The sequence below is a fragment of the Thioclava sp. JE_KL1 genome (assembly GCF_009296265.1).
Classification (GTDB): Bacteria; Pseudomonadota; Alphaproteobacteria; order Rhodobacterales; family Rhodobacteraceae; genus Thioclava.
In genome coordinates this window covers 59,994-79,132 of sequence record NZ_WBJS01000007.1, presented here as the reverse complement: position 1 = coordinate 79,132, position 19,139 = coordinate 59,994, and the positions used below count along the sequence as shown (strand labels likewise).

17 protein-coding genes are annotated in these 19,139 nt (G+C 64.6%); 10 read left to right on the top strand and 7 right to left on the bottom strand.

Annotated elements, in window-relative coordinates; genetic code table 11:
• Positions 1 to 43: 43 nt before the first annotated feature.
• A complete protein-coding gene (locus F8R15_RS14400) occupies positions 44 to 3,454 on the bottom strand; it encodes an indolepyruvate ferredoxin oxidoreductase family protein (protein WP_152845054.1) in 3,411 nt (1,136 codons plus the stop codon).
• A gap of 157 nt (positions 3,455 to 3,611) precedes the next feature.
• On the opposite strand from F8R15_RS14400, the gene F8R15_RS14395 reads away from it, so the two are divergent.
• The 6 genes from F8R15_RS14395 (at position 3,612) to grxD (ending at position 9,771) form a co-directional block, all read left to right on the top strand.
• Positions 3,612 to 4,514 (top strand): LysR family transcriptional regulator, encoded by a 903-nt coding sequence (locus tag F8R15_RS14395; RefSeq protein ID WP_078522049.1) that lies wholly within the window; start codon positions 3,612 to 3,614, stop codon positions 4,512 to 4,514.
• Positions 4,515 to 4,940: 426 nt separating this feature from the next.
• Positions 4,941 to 5,537, top strand: a complete 597-nt coding sequence (locus F8R15_RS14390) for a hypothetical protein (RefSeq protein ID WP_078571559.1) — start codon at positions 4,941 to 4,943, stop codon at positions 5,535 to 5,537.
• A 141-nt stretch (positions 5,538 to 5,678) separates the two neighbouring features.
• Complete coding sequence (gene purL, locus F8R15_RS14385; protein ID WP_152845053.1) at positions 5,679 to 7,841, top strand: phosphoribosylformylglycinamidine synthase subunit PurL; 2,163 nt, start codon at positions 5,679 to 5,681, stop codon at positions 7,839 to 7,841.
• A gap of 101 nt (positions 7,842 to 7,942) precedes the next feature.
• The gene (locus F8R15_RS14380; protein ID WP_172976233.1) at positions 7,943 to 8,935 is read left to right on the top strand and encodes an FUSC family protein; all 993 of its coding nucleotides are present in this window, start codon (positions 7,943 to 7,945) and stop codon (positions 8,933 to 8,935) included.
• 78 nt (positions 8,936 to 9,013) lie between these two features.
• The gene (locus F8R15_RS14375) at positions 9,014 to 9,256 is read left to right on the top strand and encodes a BolA/IbaG family iron-sulfur metabolism protein (RefSeq protein ID WP_075775791.1); all 243 of its coding nucleotides are present in this window, start codon (positions 9,014 to 9,016) and stop codon (positions 9,254 to 9,256) included.
• Positions 9,257 to 9,411: 155 nt separating this feature from the next.
• Positions 9,412 to 9,771: a Grx4 family monothiol glutaredoxin gene (gene grxD, locus F8R15_RS14370; protein ID WP_078522053.1), complete on the top strand. Its 360-nt coding sequence runs from the start codon at positions 9,412 to 9,414 to the stop codon at positions 9,769 to 9,771.
• 105 nt (positions 9,772 to 9,876) lie between these two features.
• On the opposite strand, the gene F8R15_RS14365 is transcribed toward grxD, so the two are convergent.
• The 3 genes from F8R15_RS14365 to F8R15_RS14355 form a co-directional block, all read right to left on the bottom strand.
• On the bottom strand, positions 9,877 to 10,497 hold the full coding sequence (locus tag F8R15_RS14365; RefSeq protein ID WP_152845051.1) for a DUF1523 family protein: 621 nt from the start codon (positions 10,495 to 10,497) through the stop codon (positions 9,877 to 9,879).
• A 7-nt stretch (positions 10,498 to 10,504) separates the two neighbouring features.
• On the bottom strand, positions 10,505 to 10,783 hold the full coding sequence (locus F8R15_RS14360; protein ID WP_134330208.1) for a hypothetical protein: 279 nt from the start codon (positions 10,781 to 10,783) through the stop codon (positions 10,505 to 10,507).
• A gap of 61 nt (positions 10,784 to 10,844) precedes the next feature.
• Positions 10,845 to 11,153 (bottom strand): hypothetical protein, encoded by a 309-nt coding sequence (locus tag F8R15_RS14355; protein ID WP_078522055.1) that lies wholly within the window; start codon positions 11,151 to 11,153, stop codon positions 10,845 to 10,847.
• A gap of 116 nt (positions 11,154 to 11,269) precedes the next feature.
• Between F8R15_RS14355 and F8R15_RS14350 the strand changes: the two genes are divergently transcribed.
• Complete coding sequence (locus F8R15_RS14350) at positions 11,270 to 12,550, top strand: acetylornithine deacetylase/succinyl-diaminopimelate desuccinylase family protein (protein WP_152845232.1); 1,281 nt, start codon at positions 11,270 to 11,272, stop codon at positions 12,548 to 12,550.
• 137 nt (positions 12,551 to 12,687) lie between these two features.
• Here the strand turns inward: F8R15_RS14350 and panC are convergent, their stop codons facing one another.
• The 3 genes from panC to F8R15_RS14335 all read right to left on the bottom strand — a co-directional run bounded on the left by panC (position 12,688) and on the right by F8R15_RS14335 (position 15,475).
• The gene (panC, locus tag F8R15_RS14345; RefSeq protein WP_152845050.1) at positions 12,688 to 13,527 is read right to left on the bottom strand and encodes a pantoate--beta-alanine ligase; all 840 of its coding nucleotides are present in this window, start codon (positions 13,525 to 13,527) and stop codon (positions 12,688 to 12,690) included.
• A complete protein-coding gene (gene panB / locus F8R15_RS14340; protein ID WP_083079068.1) occupies positions 13,524 to 14,348 on the bottom strand; it encodes a 3-methyl-2-oxobutanoate hydroxymethyltransferase in 825 nt (274 codons plus the stop codon). The genes panC and panB overlap by 4 nt, the downstream gene beginning before the upstream one ends.
• Positions 14,349 to 14,542: 194 nt before the next feature.
• Positions 14,543 to 15,475 carry a L,D-transpeptidase gene (locus tag F8R15_RS14335; protein ID WP_338113658.1) on the bottom strand — a complete coding sequence of 311 codons (933 nt, stop codon included), beginning with the start codon at positions 15,473 to 15,475 and terminating at the stop codon, positions 14,543 to 14,545.
• A 199-nt stretch (positions 15,476 to 15,674) separates the two neighbouring features.
• Between F8R15_RS14335 and F8R15_RS14330 the strand changes: the two genes are divergently transcribed.
• From F8R15_RS14330 to F8R15_RS14320, 3 genes are all read left to right on the top strand, one after another.
• Positions 15,675 to 17,120, top strand: coding sequence for an aldehyde dehydrogenase family protein (locus tag F8R15_RS14330; RefSeq protein WP_152845049.1), 1,446 nt, complete (start codon positions 15,675 to 15,677; stop codon positions 17,118 to 17,120).
• Between the two features lie 175 nt (positions 17,121 to 17,295).
• Positions 17,296 to 18,036 (top strand): SDR family oxidoreductase, encoded by a 741-nt coding sequence (locus F8R15_RS14325; protein ID WP_152845048.1) that lies wholly within the window; start codon positions 17,296 to 17,298, stop codon positions 18,034 to 18,036.
• A 63-nt stretch (positions 18,037 to 18,099) separates the two neighbouring features.
• Positions 18,100 to 19,110, top strand: a complete 1,011-nt coding sequence (locus F8R15_RS14320) for a P1 family peptidase (RefSeq protein WP_152845047.1) — start codon at positions 18,100 to 18,102, stop codon at positions 19,108 to 19,110.
• Positions 19,111 to 19,139: the final 29 nt, after the last annotated feature.

Sequence of the window (19,139 nt, the reverse complement as noted above, 5' to 3'; positions counted from 1 at the left end):
GCCAGCGCCATGTCACGAAGGTACGACACTCAGATGACAGCCCTCACTCGGCAGCCATTTTCTGCGGAGTACCGCCTGCGCGGAAAACGGCGAGCAATTCCTCGCGCCGCTTCGCCGCCATTTGCTCGGCCTGTGCCTTGACCGGGCCGAAGCCCCGGATGGTCAGCGGCAGCTCGGCCAGTTCGCGCGCGATCTCCATCGTCGCCGGCGTGACCTTGGGCAGCACTTCGGCCATGTCGGCCTCGTATTGCTTGATCAGCGCGCGCTCCATCTTGCGCTCCGTGGCATAGCCGAAGGGATCGAACGGCGTGCCGCGCAGTCCCTTGAGCTTCGCCAGAAGACGGAAGTTGCGCTCCATGCCGGGGCCGAATTCGCGCTTTTTCGGGCGACCGTCCGAGCCTTCCTTGGACAGGATCGGCGGGGCGAGATGGAAGTGCATCTCGAAATCGCCCTCGAACTCGGCCCGCGCCTTCTCTGCCGTGGACAGATGCAGCCGCGCGACCTCGTATTCGTCCTTATAGGCCAAGACCTTATGATAGCCCTTCGCGACGGATTCACGCAGCTCCGACGGTGCCTCGTCCACCAGTTTGCGGAAACGCTTCGCGAGACGCTTGTTCTGGTAGTCGACGAGATGGTTGGCCCGGAACTCGACCGGATCGACCGGGGCCTTCACGACCTCCGCCGCCATCGCCTTCTCGGCTTCTGCCGGGAAAGCCATCGCCCAGCGCCCGAGATCGAAGGCGCGCTTGTTCTCGGCGGGTTTGGCACCGTTCAGATCGATCGCCTCGAAGATCGCCTCGAGACTCAGCGGCACGTAGCCTTGCTGCCACGCAGCCCCCAGCACCACCATGTTCGAGTAGATCGAGTCGCCCAGCATCTGCCGCGCCAGTTCCGACGTATCGGCAAAGGCCACGCGGTCCTTCAGCCGCGCCTCGAGGCTTAGCCGAAGCTGTTCGCCCGGCAGGCGGAAGTCGCGGTTGCGGGTGAACTCGCCGGTGACGATCTCGTGGCTGTTGATGACCGCACCGGTGCGGCCCGTCGTCATCAACCCCAGCGTCTTGGCTCCGGCGGAGACCACCAGATCGCCGCCGATCACGCAATCGGCCTCGCCCACGGCGACACGGATCGCCGAGATATCCTCGGGCTTGTTCGCGATGCGCAGGTGGATATGCACCGCCCCGCCCTTCTGGGCGAGACCGGCCATCTCCATCATGCCCGCGCCCTTACCGTCGATATGCGCGGCCATCGCCAACACCGCGCCGATGGTCACGACGCCCGTGCCGCCGACGCCGGTGATCACCACGTTATGAGTGCCGTCGATCGCGGGCAGTGTGGGCTCGGGCAGGTCCGGCAGGTCGAGCGCCTGCGCCTCGGCCTTCTTCACCTTCGCCCCGTGCAGCGTCACAAAGCTCGGGCAGAACCCGTCGAGGCAACGGAAGTCCTTGTTGCACGACGACTGGTCGATCGCGCGCTTGGTGCCCAGCTCGGTCTCTTCCGGCACGATCGAGACGCAGTTCGACTGCACCCCGCAATCGCCGCAGCCTTCGCAGACATCCGTGTTGATGAAGACGCGCTTGTCCGGATCGGGGAACTTGCCGCGCTTGCGGCGGCGGCGCTTCTCGGCGGCGCAGGTCTGGACATAGATCAGCGCCGAGACGCCTTTCGTCTTCGCCAGACGTTTCTGCACGGCCATCAATTCGGCCCGTTCGACCTTCTCGACGCCCGCGGGGAAGGTGGACAGGTCCAGCTCTTCCTTCTCGTCATAGACCACCACGACCGGCTTTACGCCCATCGCCACGATCTCAGACGCGATCTGCTGCGCGGTCAGCCCACCCTCGTTCTCCTGACCGCCGGTCATCGCGACCGCGTCGTTGAACAGAATTTTGTAGGTGATGTTGGTACCGGCCGCCAAAGCCGCCCGGATCGCCTGCGCACCCGAGTGATTGTAGGTGCCGTCGCCAAGGTTCTGGAACATATGCTCACGCGTCGAGAACGGAGCCTCACCGACCCAGTTCACGCCCTCGCCGCCCATATGGGTGAAGCCTTCGGTGTTCCGGCCCATCCACTGCACCATGTAGTGACAGCCGATCCCGGCATAGGCGCGCTCGCCCTCGGGCACTTTGGTCGAGCTGTTATGCGGACAGCCCGAGCAATACCACGGCGTGCGGGTCGCAATTTCGGGCGCGTTGTCGGCGCGTTGGGCGGCTTCGATCTTCTCGATACCTGCCTTGATCGCATCCGTGCCGCGGCCCTCTTCGATGAAGATGTCACCCAGTTTGCGCGCGATCATCACCGGGTCGAGCGCATAGCGCGTCGGGAACAGCTCCACCTGACGGCCATTCTCCCAGGTGTCGCCCTTGTGCCAGCCATAGACGCGGCGACCACGACGGTCGTCGAAGATAGCCTCCTTGACCTGCACCTCGATCAGCTTGCGCTTTTCCTCGACGACGATGATCAGCTCCAGCCCCTCGGCCCATTCATGGAACGAGGTCATGTCGAGCGGGAAGGTCTGGCCGATCTTGTAGGTGGTGATGCCGAGCCGTTCGGCCTGAGCCTCGTCGATCCCCAGAAGCGAGAGCGCATGGGTCAGGTCGAGCCAGTTCTTGCCTGCCGCCACCAGACCGATCTTCGCCCCGGGCTTGCCCCAGACGCGATTGTCGATGCGGTTCGCACGAGCGAAGGCCTCGGCGGCGTAGCGTTTGAAGTCGATCATCCGCGCTTCTTGCGCCACCGGCGTGTCGCCGAGACGGATGTTCAGCCCGCCTTCGGGCATCTTGAAGTCCGGGATCACGAAATCTTGACGGAAGGGATCGCCGTCGACGACTGCCGTCGCTTCGACCGTATCCTTCATCGTTTTCAGACCGACCCAGACCCCGGCGAAGCGGCTCAGCGCATAGCCATAGAGACCGAAATCGAGAATTTCCTGAACGCCCGCGGGCGACAGAACCGGCATGTAAGCATCGACCATCGCCCAGTCGGACTGATGCAGCACGGTCGAGGATTCGCCGGTGTGGTCGTCGCCCATCGCCATCAGGACGCCGCCGTATTTCGACGTGCCCGCCATATTGGCGTGGCGCATCACATCGCCAGAGCGATCGACGCCCGGCCCTTTGCCGTACCAGAGGCCGAAAACGCCGTCATATTTGCCTTCGCCGCGCAATTCCGCCTGCTGCGAGCCCCACAGTGCGGTGGCCGCGAGGTCTTCGTTTAGGCCCGGCTCGAAGCGAACATCGCTCTCTTCCAGCACGGTCTTGGCGCGCGCCATCTGCAAATCGACAGCGCCGAGCGGCGAACCGCGATAGCCTGTCACATAGCCGGCCGTATGCAGTCCCGCCGCCTTGTCGCGCGCGGCCTGAGCCAGAACGAGACGCACCAAAGCCTGCGTCCCGTTCAGCAAAACCGGAGATTTCGTAAGGTCGAACCGATCCGCTAGGGATATTTCTTGCCTTCCCATTAAGCACCTCCCCTTGCTAACTGGGCATGGAGACATGGTAGGTCATAATATCTGACCTAGAAAGCGGAAAATTGTTACTTAGCGGTTTCGTAAATCCTCGAGATTAATGTAAAGAAACTTGCGCGGAACAGCAGATGATAAAGCGAAAGTGACCTTGATGGATTGGGACAAGCTCAGAATCTTCCACGCAGTGGCCGATGCAGGGTCTTTGACTCATGCCGGCGACGCACTGCACCTGTCTCAATCTGCCGTGAGCAGACAGATCCGGGCGCTCGAAGAGGCCCTCGGAACGACTCTTTTTCACCGTCACGCCCGCGGACTGATTCTCACCGAGCAGGGCGAATTGCTGTTCGAGGCCACCTCGTCGATGGCGAAAAAGCTCGATAGCGCCTCCGCACGCATCCGTGACAGCGAAGAAGAAGTGTTCGGCGAGCTGCGCGTGACCACCACGACGGGCTTCGGCACGCTGTGGCTCGCGCCGCGCCTGACGAAGCTCTACGAGAAGTATCCCGATCTGAAAATCGACCTCATGCTGGAGGAGCGGGTTCTCGACCTGCCGATGCGCGAGGCCGATGTCGCCGTGCGCATGAAAGAGCCCGCACAGGCCGACCTGATCCGCAAACGCCTGCTGAACATCCGGATGCGGCTCTACGCGACCTCCGAGTATCTCGCGAAATGGGGTTCGCCCGAAAAGATCGAGGATTTGCGCAAGCATCGCCTGATCTGCCAGACCCCGCGCACCCCGCAGGTGCAGGCGGGCGCGCAGCTCGCGCGGCAGGTTCTGGCCTTCGATCAAAGCTCGACGCTGACGGTGAACAACTACTTCGGCGTGCTGCAAGCCGTGCTGAACCATATCGGCATCGGCATCCTGCCCGACTACCTCACCGCCGATTTCAACGACCTGCAGCGGGTGCTGCCCGATCTGGAATCGGTCGAGATCCCGATCTTCCTCGCCTACCCCGAAGAGCTACGCTCGTCGCGCCGTGTGACCGCGTTCCGCGACTTCATTCAGGAAGAAATCACCAACTATCGGCGCTTTCAGGCGGGCGATTCAACCTAGGGTTGCACCGCGACTTTACCGCAACGCATACCGGCCATGATGCGTCCGCAGCATGTTTTCCCTTGATGCGTTAACAAACTGCCCATAAATGAGGCTCAGAAGGGTTGGCCGTGCCGAAAGGCGCAGCACCTTCTACCTCCCTGTTGGACTTTGGCCGAGCTTTGCTCGGCCTTTTTTTTGCCCAACGCCCAGATGCGGCTTTCACGCAGGGCGCGAGAGCCCCTCCCAACAGCCCCGACCTCACGCAACTTCACGCACTCGCGACCGCGCAAGCCCCGCCCTACGCGCAAATATCCCCTTAGGTTCATTTAAAATTCCACGATCTCGTTCACAAAAATTTCAGTGAACTTTCGGCAGCTCAGCCCGTTCCTTTCCCGACGCCAGCAACGGCGCAGCACTTGAGTAACCAGTTGAAAGGATACTGTTATGACTACCGCGAAAAACATCTTTGCCGCTTCGACCGCTCTTCTTGGCGCGATGACCATCGCAGGTTCGGCTTCGGCCCTCGACCTGTCGAAAGTGCCCTCCACGAATAATGGTGACGGCCAATATTACGGCATCGCCGACTATCGTGTTGGCGCGGTGCCGGGGCAGGAAACCTCGACGGGCACGCCGCCCGCGGTGACCTCCTCGAACACCTTCGAGTCGACCGACCAGTACGGCATCACCGACGTGAAGACCGGCACCGCGATGTTCGACAGCACCTCGATGGGCGAGGAAATGATCCCCGCGCAGCGCCAGCTGACCGACGAAGCCGGCATCACGGGCATGAAAACCGCCGCCAATGCCGAAGACAAGGCGATGAGCGTCGATGGCAACATCATCGGCATGATCGAGAAGGTCGAAGCGAATGACGGCTACGACACCGTCTATATCCGCACCTCGCCGAAGCTCGACACCACCGTGTCGCTGTTCAAGATCAACGTGCCGAAAGGCGCAGCCGCCAATGGTCAGGTTAAACTCGGCTGGACCGTGTCCGAACTGCTGACCAATCTCGAGACGCAGGTGGACATGCGCTCGTAATCCGGGCGACACTTGATACGCGCTTTTACGACGCGGGGCCTTCGGGCCTCGCGTTTTTTCTTTCCGCAACGTCCGGCCTCTCTTTTCCCCCTGCACATATTCGCCTAATAGGGGCGGCGAAGCCGATGCCGGAGGATCCTCATGAACGAGCCGCAGATCACGCCTGATCTCATCGCAGCCCATGGCCTGAAACCCGACGAGTACGACCGGATCCTCGAGATCATCGGACGCGAGCCGACTTTCACCGAGCTCGGGATCTTCTCGGCGATGTGGAACGAGCACTGCTCTTACAAGTCGTCGAAGAAATGGCTGCGCACGCTGCACACCGAGGGCGATCAGGTCATCTGCGGTCCCGGCGAGAATGCGGGCGTCGTCGATATCGGCGACGGGCAGGCCGTGGTCTTCAAGATGGAGAGCCACAACCACCCCTCCTATATCGAACCGCACCAAGGCGCCGCGACCGGCGTGGGCGGCATCCTGCGCGACGTGTTCACCATGGGCGCGCGCCCGGTCGCCGCGATGGACAGCCTGAGCTTCGGCATGCCCGACCACCCGAAAACCTCCCATGTCGTGAAAGGCGTGGTCGAGGGCGTGGGCAGCTACGGCAACTGCTTCGGCGTGCCGAATGTGGGCGGCGAAGTGCGCTTCCACCCCTCCTATAACGGCAACTGCCTCGTGAATGCCTTCGCGGCGGGCCTCGCGGATGCCGACAAGATCTTCTACTCCGCCGCGTCCGGCATCGGCATGCCGGTCGTCTATCTGGGTGCCAAGACGGGTCGCGACGGCGTCGGCGGCGCGACCATGGCCTCGGCCGAGTTCGACGACACGATCGAAGAGAAGCGCCCCACCGTTCAGGTCGGCGACCCCTTCACCGAGAAATGCCTGATGGAAGCCTGTCTCGAACTGATGCAGACCGGCGCGGTGATCTCGATTCAGGACATGGGGGCCGCGGGCCTGACCTGTTCGGCGGTCGAGATGGGCGACAAGGGCGGGCTGGGCGTGAAGCTCAACCTCAACGCGGTACCGCAGCGCGAAGCCGCGATGACCGCCTATGAGATGATGCTGTCGGAGAGCCAGGAGCGGATGCTCATGGTCCTCAACCCCGAGAAGGAAGACATCGCACGCGAGATCTTCGTGAAATGGGATCTCGACTTCGCCATCGTCGGCGAGACCATCGCAGAAGACCGCTTCCTGATCATGCATGGCAACGAGGTGAAAGCCGACGTGCCGCTGTCGAAGCTGTCCTCGGAAGCTCCCGAATATGATCGCCCCTGGATCGAGACGCCCGTCGCGACCGCGGGCGAGGCGCTGCCCGAGATCGGCGCGATCGATGCTTTGAAGAAACTGATCGGCTCGCCGAACTACGCGCATAAGTCCTGGGTCTACGAGCAATACGACACGCAGGTGATGGGCGACACGGTGCGCCGTCCGGGTCTCGGGGCGGGCGTCGTGCGCGTGCACGGCACCGACAAGGCGCTGGCCTTCACCGCCGATGTGACCCCGCGCTACGTCAAGGCGAACCCGTTCGAGGGCGGCAAGCAGGCGGTGGCCGAAGCCTATCGCAACCTGACCGCCGTGGGCGCCAAGCCGCTGGCCTCCACCGACAACCTGAACTTCGGCAACCCCGAAAAGCCCGAGATCATGGGTCAGTTCGTGGGCGCCATCAAAGGTATCGACGCCGCGGTGCGCGCGCTCGACATGCCGATCGTGTCGGGCAACGTCTCGCTTTACAACGAAACCGACGGCACCGGCATCCTGCCCACCCCGACCATCGGCGCGGTCGGTCTGCTGAGTTCGCTCGACGAGCTGATCGCGGGCCTGCCGACGGCGGGTGACGTGGCGATGGTGATCGGCGAAACCAAGGGGCACCTCGATCAATCCGCGCTGGCATTTGAAGCTTTCGGGCTCGAGTCGGGCGACGCGCCCGAGGTCGATCTCGACGTCGAGAAACGCAATGGCGAGTTCCTGCGCGAGAACCGCGCGCTGGTCAAAGGCGCAAGCGATCTGTCGGATGGCGGGCTCGCACTCGCAGCCTTCGAGATGGCGGAAGAGGCCGGTCTGGGTGTCACGCTCGAGGCTGACGACATCGCGACGCTCTTCGGCGAGGATCAGGGCCGCTACCTCGTGGCCTGCTCCTTCGATCAGGCAGAGGCGCTGATGGTCGCCGCCCGCCGCGCCGAGGTGCCGCTTTACACCGTGGGTCGCTTCGGCGGCGACACGGTCGGCTTCGGCTCGGACAGCGCCCCGCTGGAGGAGCTGTCGGCCCTCTATCGCAGCGCGTTCAAAGCGGCGATCGACGCCTGAGTTCTGTGATCTGACGCAGGGCGGACATGCGCGCCGGGCGGTTCCTGACCGCCCGCGCACAAGCTAATGTCGCGGCGATCCACCGATTTCAGGTTCCCGCTTTGACCAGTTCCACCCTTGCCTATGCCGCCCGGCTGTTCCTCGCCGCGACGCTTGCCCTGACTGCCGCCCGGCTACTGGGCCTGACCAATATCTATTGGGCGGCCATGCCCGTCTGGGTCGTGATCCAACCCCATCGCGAAGACATGGCCCTGCGCGCAGTGCTGCGGGTCGCAGGCACCTTGGTCGGCGCCGGTATCGGGATCGCGGCTCTGACATGGCTGCCCGTGCCGGGAATCGCACTGACCGTGGCACTCACGGCGGCCATCGGCGTCGGTATCGCCTACCGGATCGGGACGCATTGGGCCTATGGCTTCACGCTGATGGCGATCACGATCGGCGTGGTGGTGATGCCCGCGCTGGGGATGGGGGCGGATGCGATCCCGCTCGCGCTCGACCGGGTCGCCTGCACCCTTCTGGGCGTCATCTCGGTGACGGCGGTGAACTGGCTCTTCACGCCCGCCCGTCGCGCGCCGATGCCGCCGCGCCCGAACCCGCATTTCGTGCAGCAGCTTTGGCTGCGCATGGCGGCGGTGGCGGTGCTCACCGGCGGGGCCACCCTGATCGACGCCCATTTCACCCACCCCGCCGCAACAGCCGCCGCGCTTTCGGTGATCGTCTTCTCCTCGGTGCTGGGCTCCATGCCGAATCCGCGCCCCGCCGTGCGCTTCCTTGTGCCCGGTGTCGCGCTTGGCGTCCTGGCCGCCGTCGCCTATCGCGGGCTCACCCATCTGTCGGGCGGCGATCAGACCGAGCTTCTGATCCTCGCCTTCGCTTTCATCGCAGGCGGTGCGCTGCTGCGCGCCCATCCCCGGACCACGCTGATGGGGATCGACATCAACATGTGTTTCCTGCTCGCCGGAGAGATCGGCGCGCCGGGCCATTCCCTGCCGGTGACGGCCGCCGGAGCCGCCGCGATGTTCATCGGCAGCGTGGTCATCGCGACGCTCATGTTTTTCCTTTCGCGATTGCACCCGCCAGCGGCCACCGCATAGGTTCGCGCCCCCGCGCATCCCCTTGCAGCCAGCCGCCGCGCCACTTAAGTTTGCGGCAAAGGACGAGGAGCCCTATTTATGGCAATGGAAGCCCATGACATCGAAGCCCTGATCCGGGCGGAATTCCCCGATGCCAAGATCACGATCACCGATCTCGCCGGGGACGGGAATCATTGGGCAGCGGAGGTCATCGACGAGAGCTTCCGTGGCAAGAACCGCGTCCAGCAACAGCGCGCGGTCTATGCCGCGCTCAAAGGGGCGATGGACGGGCCGAACGGAGTGCTGCACGCGCTCGCTTTGACCACCAAAGCGCCCGAATGACACGATGGATACACTCGGGCTTGCGTTGCTGCTGCTCTACGCGATCGGGCGCGGGCTCCGGGTGTTTTGGATATTTTTCCGGGGCATTCCCCGGCTTTTGAAACATGGCCTTCGCGGACTCCGTCGCGGCGAAGGCAAACCGAAGGATACGGAAGATGAACGCGCAAGACCAAATCGCCCAGCAAATCTCGGAGAATGACGTCGTTCTCTTCATGAAGGGCACCAAGGACATGCCGCAATGCGGGTTTTCGAGCCGCGTCGCGGGCGTGCTCAACTTCATGGGCGTGACCTACAAGGACGTCAACGTGCTCGCGGATCAGGACATCCGTCAGGGCATAAAAGACTATTCGGACTGGCCGACCATCCCGCAGCTCTACGTCAAAGGCGAATTCGTCGGCGGCTGCGACATCATCACCGAGATGACCCTCTCGGGCGAGCTGGACCAGCTGTTCGAGACCAAGGGCGTGAGCTTCAACAAGGACGCCGCCGAGCAGATCCGCGCCGCCAACGCCTAAGCGCAGATCACCTGATTATCGAAAGCCCCGCCCTCCAGTGGCGGGGCTTTTGCGTTTCAGTGTCGGTCCGAGTTGGGCGCGGCCCGGCGGCCCGGCACCCGCGTCTCACTTGCGCCCGATAAAGCGGTCGAACCAGCCCTTCGCGCCCTCTTCGGCATCGTCCCAAGCCTCGCTCGCATCCTCGAATAGCGGGTCGATCGAGCGCTGGCGGAACTGCAGCCACATCGCCCGGATCGTCAGCAAGACGATGACCAGAAGCGTCAGGATGATGATGCCCCAGGGAATGATCCGCGTATCCGGCCCCGGCACGACCTTCAGCCCGACGGCATTCGGATAGATGGTCAGCCAGCGCGAGCGCCAGCCATATCGCGTCACCGATACCCAGATCGGATCGGCCGAGGTCGAGATCAGCGACTCCGCCTGCGCCTGCAGGTCCGAACTGTCGAGTTTGAAATAGGGCGGCCAGCCCCAGCCGGTATCCTCGTTGCGGAAGACCAGCGTCTTGCCGTTGGGACGCACCGAGTTGATGAAGCGCACGTCGCGGCTGGTCGCGGTCGCGGTGCCGACGTCGGGCGCGGCCCAGAAGATCGAGTTCTCGCCGAAATCGACGCGGCGCACCTCGGTGCCGACGATCCGCACGATGTCATGGCGCGGCAGGTTGTAATGCAGGAACACCGCAACGAAGCCGATCACGACCAGCCAGAAACCCCATTTCACGTAACGCATCGGATTTTCACCTGTAATTCATCAGATAGATAATGAGCCCCACCACGACGATCGGCAGGACATAGACCAGCCAGATCAGCTTGCGCAGCAGGCTTTTCTCGTAGTCCCGCATCCCGGCCTCGACGAAGGTATCGCGCGTGGTCTCGGCCCGGCCCTCGGCAGCGGCCTCGTTCCAATCCTCTTCCAGCGCCTCGCGCCGGACCGACCGGGCATAGAGACGCACCAGCCAGAACAGGACCGTCAGCACGATCAGCCCGAAGATCGCCAGTCGAATGAAGGCCAGCATCGCGCGCCCTCCTTGCCCCTCGCTGTCGCAAGCCTAGGCCGCGGCGGCGCGGTTGACCAGATCAGCCCTTCCGGCGCGCCATCCCGATCCGGATCAGCTTGATCACGATGGCCGAAGCCGCGACCGGGATCAGCGCGAGCACATAGGTCGCGGCGAACATCTGGCGCGGCACATAGCCGTTCGAGCAGCTTGCCGTGTCGGAGAAGAAATGCAGCACGAAGCCCGCACCGCAGGCGGTGCCGGTCATGTAGAAAGCGGGCACGATCATCGCGACAGGCACCAGCGCCAAAAGCTTCGCCCAGTCGTATTTCGACAGCCACCCTCCGACCGCAATGCAAAGCACGAGCGCGAAGGCCAAGAACAGGTTCATCCGGTCCCTCCGTAGGAATTTGCACCGCAATAGCGCGCGCGGGTGCTAAAAGCCATGTGTTTTCAATCCTTGCGTTTTCGCTTGGCCCGTGGCGGCGCACGGCGCTAGCCTTGGGTATGGACCTCGCCAACCGCCTGAAATCTGCCATCGACGCGCGACGCGATGATCTGGTCGCGCTGACGCAGGCACTGATACGCATTCCGACGCTGAATCCGCCGGGGCGCAATTACCGCGAGGTCTGCGATTTTCTCGCCGCCTATCTCTCAGAACGCGGCTTCACGACCGAACTGATCCGCGCCCATAACACGCCCGGCGACAGCGAGACCTATCCGCGCTGGAACCTCGTCGCCCGCATCGAGGGCGCGCGCCCTGGCGAATGCGTGCACTTCAACTCGCATCACGACGTCGTCGAGATCGGCCATGGCTGGACCCGCGACCCGTTCGGCGCCGAGATCGACGGAGACCGAATCTACGGGCGCGGCGCCTGCGACATGAAAGGCGGTCTGGCGGCCTCTGTGATCGCGGCAGTGGCGTTCCTCGACACCTGCCCCGATTTCGCGGGCAGCATCGAGATTTCCGCCACTGCCGACGAGGAATCGGGCGGCTATGGCGGCGTGGCCTATCTGGCCGAGCAAGGCCGCTTCGATCCCGCCCGCGTGCAGCATGTCATCATCCCCGAGCCGCTGCACAAGGACCAGATCTGCCTCGGTCACCGCGGCGTCTGGTGGGCCGAGGTTGAGACCCATGGCCGTATCGCGCATGGCTCGATGCCGTTTCTCGGCGACAGCGCGATCCGCCATATGAGCGCCGTTCTGACCGAGATGGAGGAGACGCTCTACCCCCTCCTTCTGGGCAAGCAGACCGAGATGCCCGTGATCCCCGAAGGCGCGCGGGCCTCGACCTTGAACGTCAATTCGATCCATGGCGGCGCGCCGGAAGAAGGGGCCGATTACACCGGCCTGCCCACGCCCTGCGTCGCTGATCGCTGCCGCATCGTGATCGACCGCCGCTTTCTGATCGAGGAAGACCTCACGGAGGTGAAGGCCGAAATCACCGACCTGATGGAGCGCGTGAAAGCCCAGCGTCCGAGCTTCCGCTACGAAATCCGCGACCTGTTCGAGGTGCAGCCCACGATGACCGACAAGGGCGCGCCGATCGTGCGCTCCACCGCCGCCGCGATCGAGGCCGTGCTGGGGCGCGAGGCGGCTTACGTCGTCTCTCCCGGCACCTATGATCAGAAACATATCGACCGGATCGGGCGGCTTCAGAACTGCATCGCCTACGGGCCGGGGCTTCTGGAGCTCGCCCATCAACCCGACGAATGGGTCGGAATCGAGGATATGACCGACAGCGCGACGGTCATGGCGCTGGTTATGGCGGAACTGCTGGGGTCTTAGGGGCTCTGCCCCTCAGCGCGTGCCGCGCCTCCCCCCGGGATATTTGGACCAAGGGGAAGCAGCTTTCCTCCCTCTTCGCTCTTGTCGAAATATCCCGGGGGGCGGCGGAGCCGCGGGGGCAGCGCCCCCTCGAGAGATCAGACGGCGATATTGTCGATCAGGCGCACATCGCCCAGCCAGATCGCGGCCAGCATCCGCGCCGGTTGCGACAGATCCGTCGCGGGTTTCAGCCCGTCGACCGTGCGCAGTTCGAGATAATCGAGCGCCCCGAAGCCCGCGTCTTTCAACTCGGTTTTCGCGTCGTTGAGCGCGCCTTCGACCGGTACACCGTCGCGGATCTTCGCGGCCGCTTCCTGCATCACCGAATGCAGGCGCGGCGCCAATGCGCGCTCGGCTTCCGTCAGCCGCACATTGCGCGAGGACATCGCCAGACCGTCTTCTTCACGGATCGTGGGGCAGCCGATGATGCGGATCGGCATGTTGAGATCGCGGGTAAGTTGCTGGACCACCTGCAATTGCTGCCAGTCCTTCTCGCCGAAGAACGCGCGCCCCGCCTGCGTCATGCCGAAGAGCTTCGAGCAGACCGTCGCCACGCCGTCGAAATGGCCGGGACGGAACGCGCCCTCCAGCGGCTCGGTGATGCCCGCGACGGACACGGTGGTGGCGAAGCCGTCGGGATAGACCTCGTCCACGCCCGGCGCAAAGAGGACATCGACCCCTTCGGCTTCCAGAAGCGCCAGATCCTGTGCCTCGTCGCGCGGGTATTTGTCGAGATCGGAGGCGTTGTTGAACTGCATCGGGTTCACGAAGACCGTCACGATCACGCGGTCCGATTGCTTGCGCGCCGCGCGGGCGAGGCTGAGGTGGCCGTCATGCAGCGCACCCATCGTCGGCACCACACCGACCAGCATCCCCGAGCGTTTCCACGCCGCCACCTTGTCGCGCAGTTCAGCGGCCTTGCGGATCACCTGCGTCATTTCTTCACCTCATCGGCGAAGCTGTGCTCGGCTGCCGGGAAGCTGCGCTCGCGCACCTCGGCTGCGTAATCGGCGACGGCGGCTTCGGCTTCCTGACCGAGCTGGCCGAAGCGCTTGACGAATTTCGGTTTGAAATCGGTGAAGAGGCCCAGCATGTCATCGACCACCAGCACCTGCCCGTCGCAGCCCGCGCCCGCGCCGATGCCGACGGTGGGGATAGCGACCATTGCGGTGATCTCGTCGGCCAGCCCCTGCGGCACCTTCTCCAGCACCACCGAGAACGCACCGGCCTCGGCCACCGCTTTCGCATCCTTGACCAGACGCGCCCGGCTGTCGCCGCGGCCCTGCACCTTGTAACCGCCCAGCGTGTTCACCGATTGCGGGGTCAGCCCGATATGGGCCTGCACCGGGATACCGCGCGCGGTCAGGAAAGCGATGGTCTCGGCCATATGCGCCCCACCTTCGAGCTTCACCGCCCCCGCGCCAGTCTCGGCCATCAGACGCGAAGCACTGCGGAACGCCTGCGCCGGGCTTTCCTCATACGACCCGAACGGCATGTCGATCACCATCAGCGCATTCGAGAGGCCGCGTGCGACCGCTTGGCCATGGAGGATCATCATCTCCATCGTGACGCCCAGCGTCGAGGGCAGCCCGTGGAGCACCATGCCCACCGAGTCGCCGACCAGCACGAGATCGCAATGGCTGTCGACCAGCTTCGCAATCGGCGTGGTGTAGGCGGTCAGGCAAACGATCGGCGCGCCGCCCTTCATCGCGAGAATATCTGCGGGCATTTTCTGCCGCGTGGTTCCGGTGACGCTCATGGCATCCTCCTGATCTGCTTGCGCGCGAGTCCTAGCGTCACCCGGCCCGCAAGGAAAGACGTGAACGCGCAAACGCTGCGGCATCGGGGCGCGTATCGCGTCATTTGGCGCGGTTCTGGAGGCGTCGCGACCCAAGAAAAACGGCGCAAGGTTGCCCCCGCGCCGTGAATTTTTTTCCGAAAAGATCGGCTCGATCAGTTGGTGGTATCGACGCAGGTGCCGGTGCCGGAATAGCCGCAATCGACGGTGGAGCTGGCAGTCTCGCCCGAGCCGCCGACCTCTTGGGCCATCGCGACCGAAGCCTGATGCTGCTCTTCTTCGACCTTCTGTTGATCGGGGATCTGGCCCGCTTTCCACGCGGCCTCGTCCTCGTTGATCGCCACCTGATTATAGGCGGAGACCACATAGCCCGAATGCAGCTGCACGACCGGACCTTCCATCTCGAGGCTCTCGGCGCGGCTGCGCACCTTCACCGGCGTGCCCTTCGGCACTTTCGCGAACAGGTCGATGATGTCCTGATTGAACAGACGGATACAGCCAGCCGAGGTCGCACGCCCGATCGAGGACGGATCCATCGTGCCGTGGATGCGGTAATAGGTATCCCGGTTACCCTGGTAGAGATAGAGCGCACGCGCGCCCAGTGGGTTGTCCAGACCACCCGGCAGACCGTCTTTCAGTGGCCCGTAGAGGTCGGGATCTTCCTGGATCATGTTCTGCGTCGGCGTCCAGCTCGGATATTCCTGCTTGCGCTTGATCGTGGCATCCCCCGAGAAGGTCTTGCCATCGCGACCGACTGCGACGCCGTAGCGCTCTGCCTTGCCCGGCGCGGTGATGTAGTAGAGGAAACGCGCATAGGGATCGACGACGATCGTCCCGACAGCCTCGGGCCCGTGATAGGGCACGACCTGGCGGCGGTTGCGCTCCACCAGATATTTCGGACTGATCGCCGGGATGGTTTTCCCGTCATCTTCGCGCGCCTGATATTCGGCGGGCACGGCCTTCGTCGACTGGGTCGGTTGCGCATAGCGCTGTTCCGGCGCACTCGCGCAGGCAGCCAAGATGCCAGCCAGCCCGAAGAGCATGGCCGGGCGGATTGCGCGTTTGAGCGTCGAATAACTCGCGGTCACTTGCAATTTTCCTGTCTCTTTTTCCGGTGGGCCTTCGGCCCGGTTCCGTCATTCAAGGGGCTAGATAGGGGAAAGTTCCCTCCACTCACACTCACATGAATGTGATCAGGCTCGCCCCGGCAGATTCCTGCCCTCTTGATTTTCCGCGCGCGCGCGCCGAGCGTGCTGCGAAATCGCGTGACAAGAGGAGGTGCCGCGCATGAGTTTGCCGCTTTGGTTCGACCCCGAGGAGATGTTGATCGGAGGCGTCTGGCGCAAGCCCGATGCGCGCCTTTCCGTGGAATGCCCCTCGGATGGGCGCGAGATGGCGCAGATCGCCCGGGGCGGCAAGCCGGAGATCGATGCGGCGGTCGAGGCCGCTCAGGCGGCGTTTGCAGGCGACTGGGGACAGATGAGCGCGGCAGAGCGCGGGCGGCTCCTGATGAAGATGTCCGGCCTCGTGCTGGCCCATGCCGAGGATCTGGCCGTGATCGAGGCGCTCGATGTCGGCAAACCGCTGACGCAGGCGCGTGCCGATGTGGCGGCACTGGCGCGTTATCTCGAATTCTATGGCGGCGCCGCCGACAAGGTGATGGGCGAGACGATCCCCTATCTCAACGGCTACACCGCCTACACGCTGCGCGAGCCGCATGGCGTGACCGCGCATATCGTGCCGTGGAATTACCCGATGCAGATCATAGGGCGCTCGGTCGCAGCCGCCTTGGCGATGGGCAATGCGGCGGTCGTGAAACCTGCCGAGGAAGCTTCGCTCACCGCGCTGGCCTTCGGGCGGATCGCGCAAGAAGCGGGGATGCCAGCCGGGGCGCTCAATATCGTGCCGGGTCTGGGAGAGGAGGCCGGGGCCGCGCTCTCGGCCCATCCCGGCATCCAGCATATTTCCTTCACCGGATCGGTCGCGGTCGGCCAGCGCATTCAGGCCGCCGCCGCAGTGAATGCCGTGCCCGTCACGCTGGAGCTTGGCGGCAAATCCCCGCAGCTCGTCTTCACCGATGCCGATCTCGACCGCGCGCTGCCCTTCCTCGTGAATGCAGGCATCCAGAACGCCGGGCAGACCTGCTCGGCCTCGTCGCGCATCCTCGTGCAGCGCTCGCGCTATGACGAGGTGCTGGAGAAAATGGCCGCGCGCTATCGGAGCCTGACGGCGGGGCCCGCGCTCGGCGATCACGACCTCGGCCCGCTGATCTCGGGGCGGCAGAAACAGATCGTCGAGGGCTATCTGGCGCTCGCCTCCGACCTCACTATCGCGGCGCAAGGCCGGATCGCCGAGGATGTCCCCGCAGGCGGTCATTACGTCGCGCCGACCCTGATCGGCGGTGGTCACGGCGCGCATCGACTCGCGCAGGAGGAAATCTTCGGCCCGGCGCAGATCGTCATTCCCTTCGAGGACGAAGAAGAGGCCGTCGCCATCGCGAACGGCACGGACTACGGGCTCGTCGCCTCGGTCTGGTCCGAGAATGGCGGACGAACGATGCGGCTCGCCCGTCGCCTGCGCGCGGGGCAGGTCTTCCTGAACAATTACGGCGCAGGCGGCGGCGTGGAGCTGCCCTTCGGCGGCATCGGCAAATCCGGGCACGGGCGCGAGAAAGGGTTCGAGGCGCTCTACGGCTTCTCCACCCTGAAAACCGTCGCCGCCTGGCATGGCTAAGGGTTTCGGCTTGGCGGAAATATCCCGGGGGTGAGCCGGGATCAGCGGCCTTCCAGTGGAAGGACACCCCGGCGAACGCCCGAAGCGCAAGCGAAGGGCTGGCAGACCGGGGGGGCAGAGCCCCCTTGCACCCGATGTGTCCTGCGACAACAGTAGGCCCCGAGGAGGAGCACCGATGAGACTGGAAGGCAAAAGCGCGATCGTCACCGGCGCGGGCTCGGGCTTCGGCGCGGGGATCGCGCGCCGCTTCGCCGCCGAGGGTGCGCGGGTTCTGGTCGCAGATCTCAACGCCGAGGCCGCGCAGGCCATCGCCGACGAGATCGGCGGCGTGGCCTGCACCGTGGATGTCAGCCGCGATGCGGATGTCGCCGCACTGGCGCAGGCGGCGCGCGAGGCGTTCGGGCAGATCGACATTCTCGTGAACAACGCAGGGACCACCCATCTGCCCAAGCCGATGGAGGAGGTGACCGAGGAGGAGTTCGACCGCGTCCTCAGCGTGAACGCGAAATCGGTCTACCTGACCGCACGCCACATCGTGCCGGGGATGAAAGCGCGCGGCGCGGGCGCGATCCTGAACGTGGCCTCCACCGCCGGCATCAGCCCGCGACCGAACCTGAGCTGGTACAATGCCTCGAAGGGCTGGATGATCACCGCGACCCGCGCGATGGCGGTGGAGCTTGCGCCCTCCGGCGTGCGCGTCAACGCGATCAACCCGGTCGCCGGGGAGACCCCGCTTCTGAAAAGCTTCATGGGCGAGGACACGCCGGAGATCCGCGCGAAGTTTCTCTCGACCATCCCGCTGGGGCGGTTCTCGACGCCCGAGGACATGGCGAATGCGGCGCTGTTCCTGTGCTCCGACGAGGCGAGCATGATCACCGGCGTCGCGATGGAGGTCGATGGCGGGCGGTGTATCTGAGCGCAGAGCATTGAGTTGGGGGCGTTGCCCCCAAACCCCCAGGATATTTGGACCAAGAGGAAGATGAAGGCAGGGCCGAACAATCTGATCACCGATATCGCCGGGCTGCGCGTGGGCAATGCCGAGGATGCGGGCCTGCGCTCGGGTGTGAGCGTTCTGCTGGGCGAGCGCCCCTTCACGGCGGCGGTGCAGGTGATGGGCGGCGCGCCGGGGACGCGCGAGACGGACCTGCTCGCGCCGGACAAGCTGGTGCAGGAGGTCGATGCGCTGGTGCTCTCGGGCGGCTCGGCCTTCGGGCTGGGCGCCTGCGACGGGGTGATGGCAGGGCTGCGCGCGCAAGGGCGCGGATTCGCGGTGGGCGATCAGCGCGTGCCGATCGTGCCCGGCGCGATCCTGTTCGATCTGCTCAACGGTGGCGACAAGAGTTGGACCGAGACGCCCTATCCCGGGCTCGGGCGCGCGGCGCTCGAGGCGGCCACGGAGCGGTTCGCGCTCGGCAGCGTCGGGGCGGGCTTTGGCGCGATGACCGGGACTTTCAAAGGCGGGCTCGGGTCGGCCTCGGCCGTGCTGGAGAGCGGCTTTACCGTCGGCGCGCTGGTGGCGGTGAACGCGCTTGGCTCGGTGACCGTCGGCGAGGGTCCGCATTTCTGGGCCGCGCCTTGGGAAGTCGCGGGCGAGTTCGGCGGGTTGGGTGTCGCACATCGTTACCATTCCACCGCCGAACCCGAACCGATGAAACGCCAAGGCGAAGCCACCACCATCGCCATCGTCGCGACCGATGCCGCCCTCACCCAGGCGCAGGCGCAGCGCATGGCCACGGCCGCCCATGACGGCATGGCGCGGGCCATCGTGCCGTCGCATACGCCGATGGACGGCGATCTGATCTTCGCTGCCGCGACCGGCGAGAAGCCCTTGGCCGATCCGGTCCGCGATCCGTTCCAGCTTGGCCATGCGGCGTCTTGCGTGCTTGCCCGCGCCATCGCCCGCGCCATCTATGAAGCCAAAGAACACCCCGGCGATCTGCAGCCCTGCTGGCGCAGCCGTTACGGAACATCGAAAAGCCCGGCGCATTGACCGGACGACCCATCCAGCCCTTCGGAGGA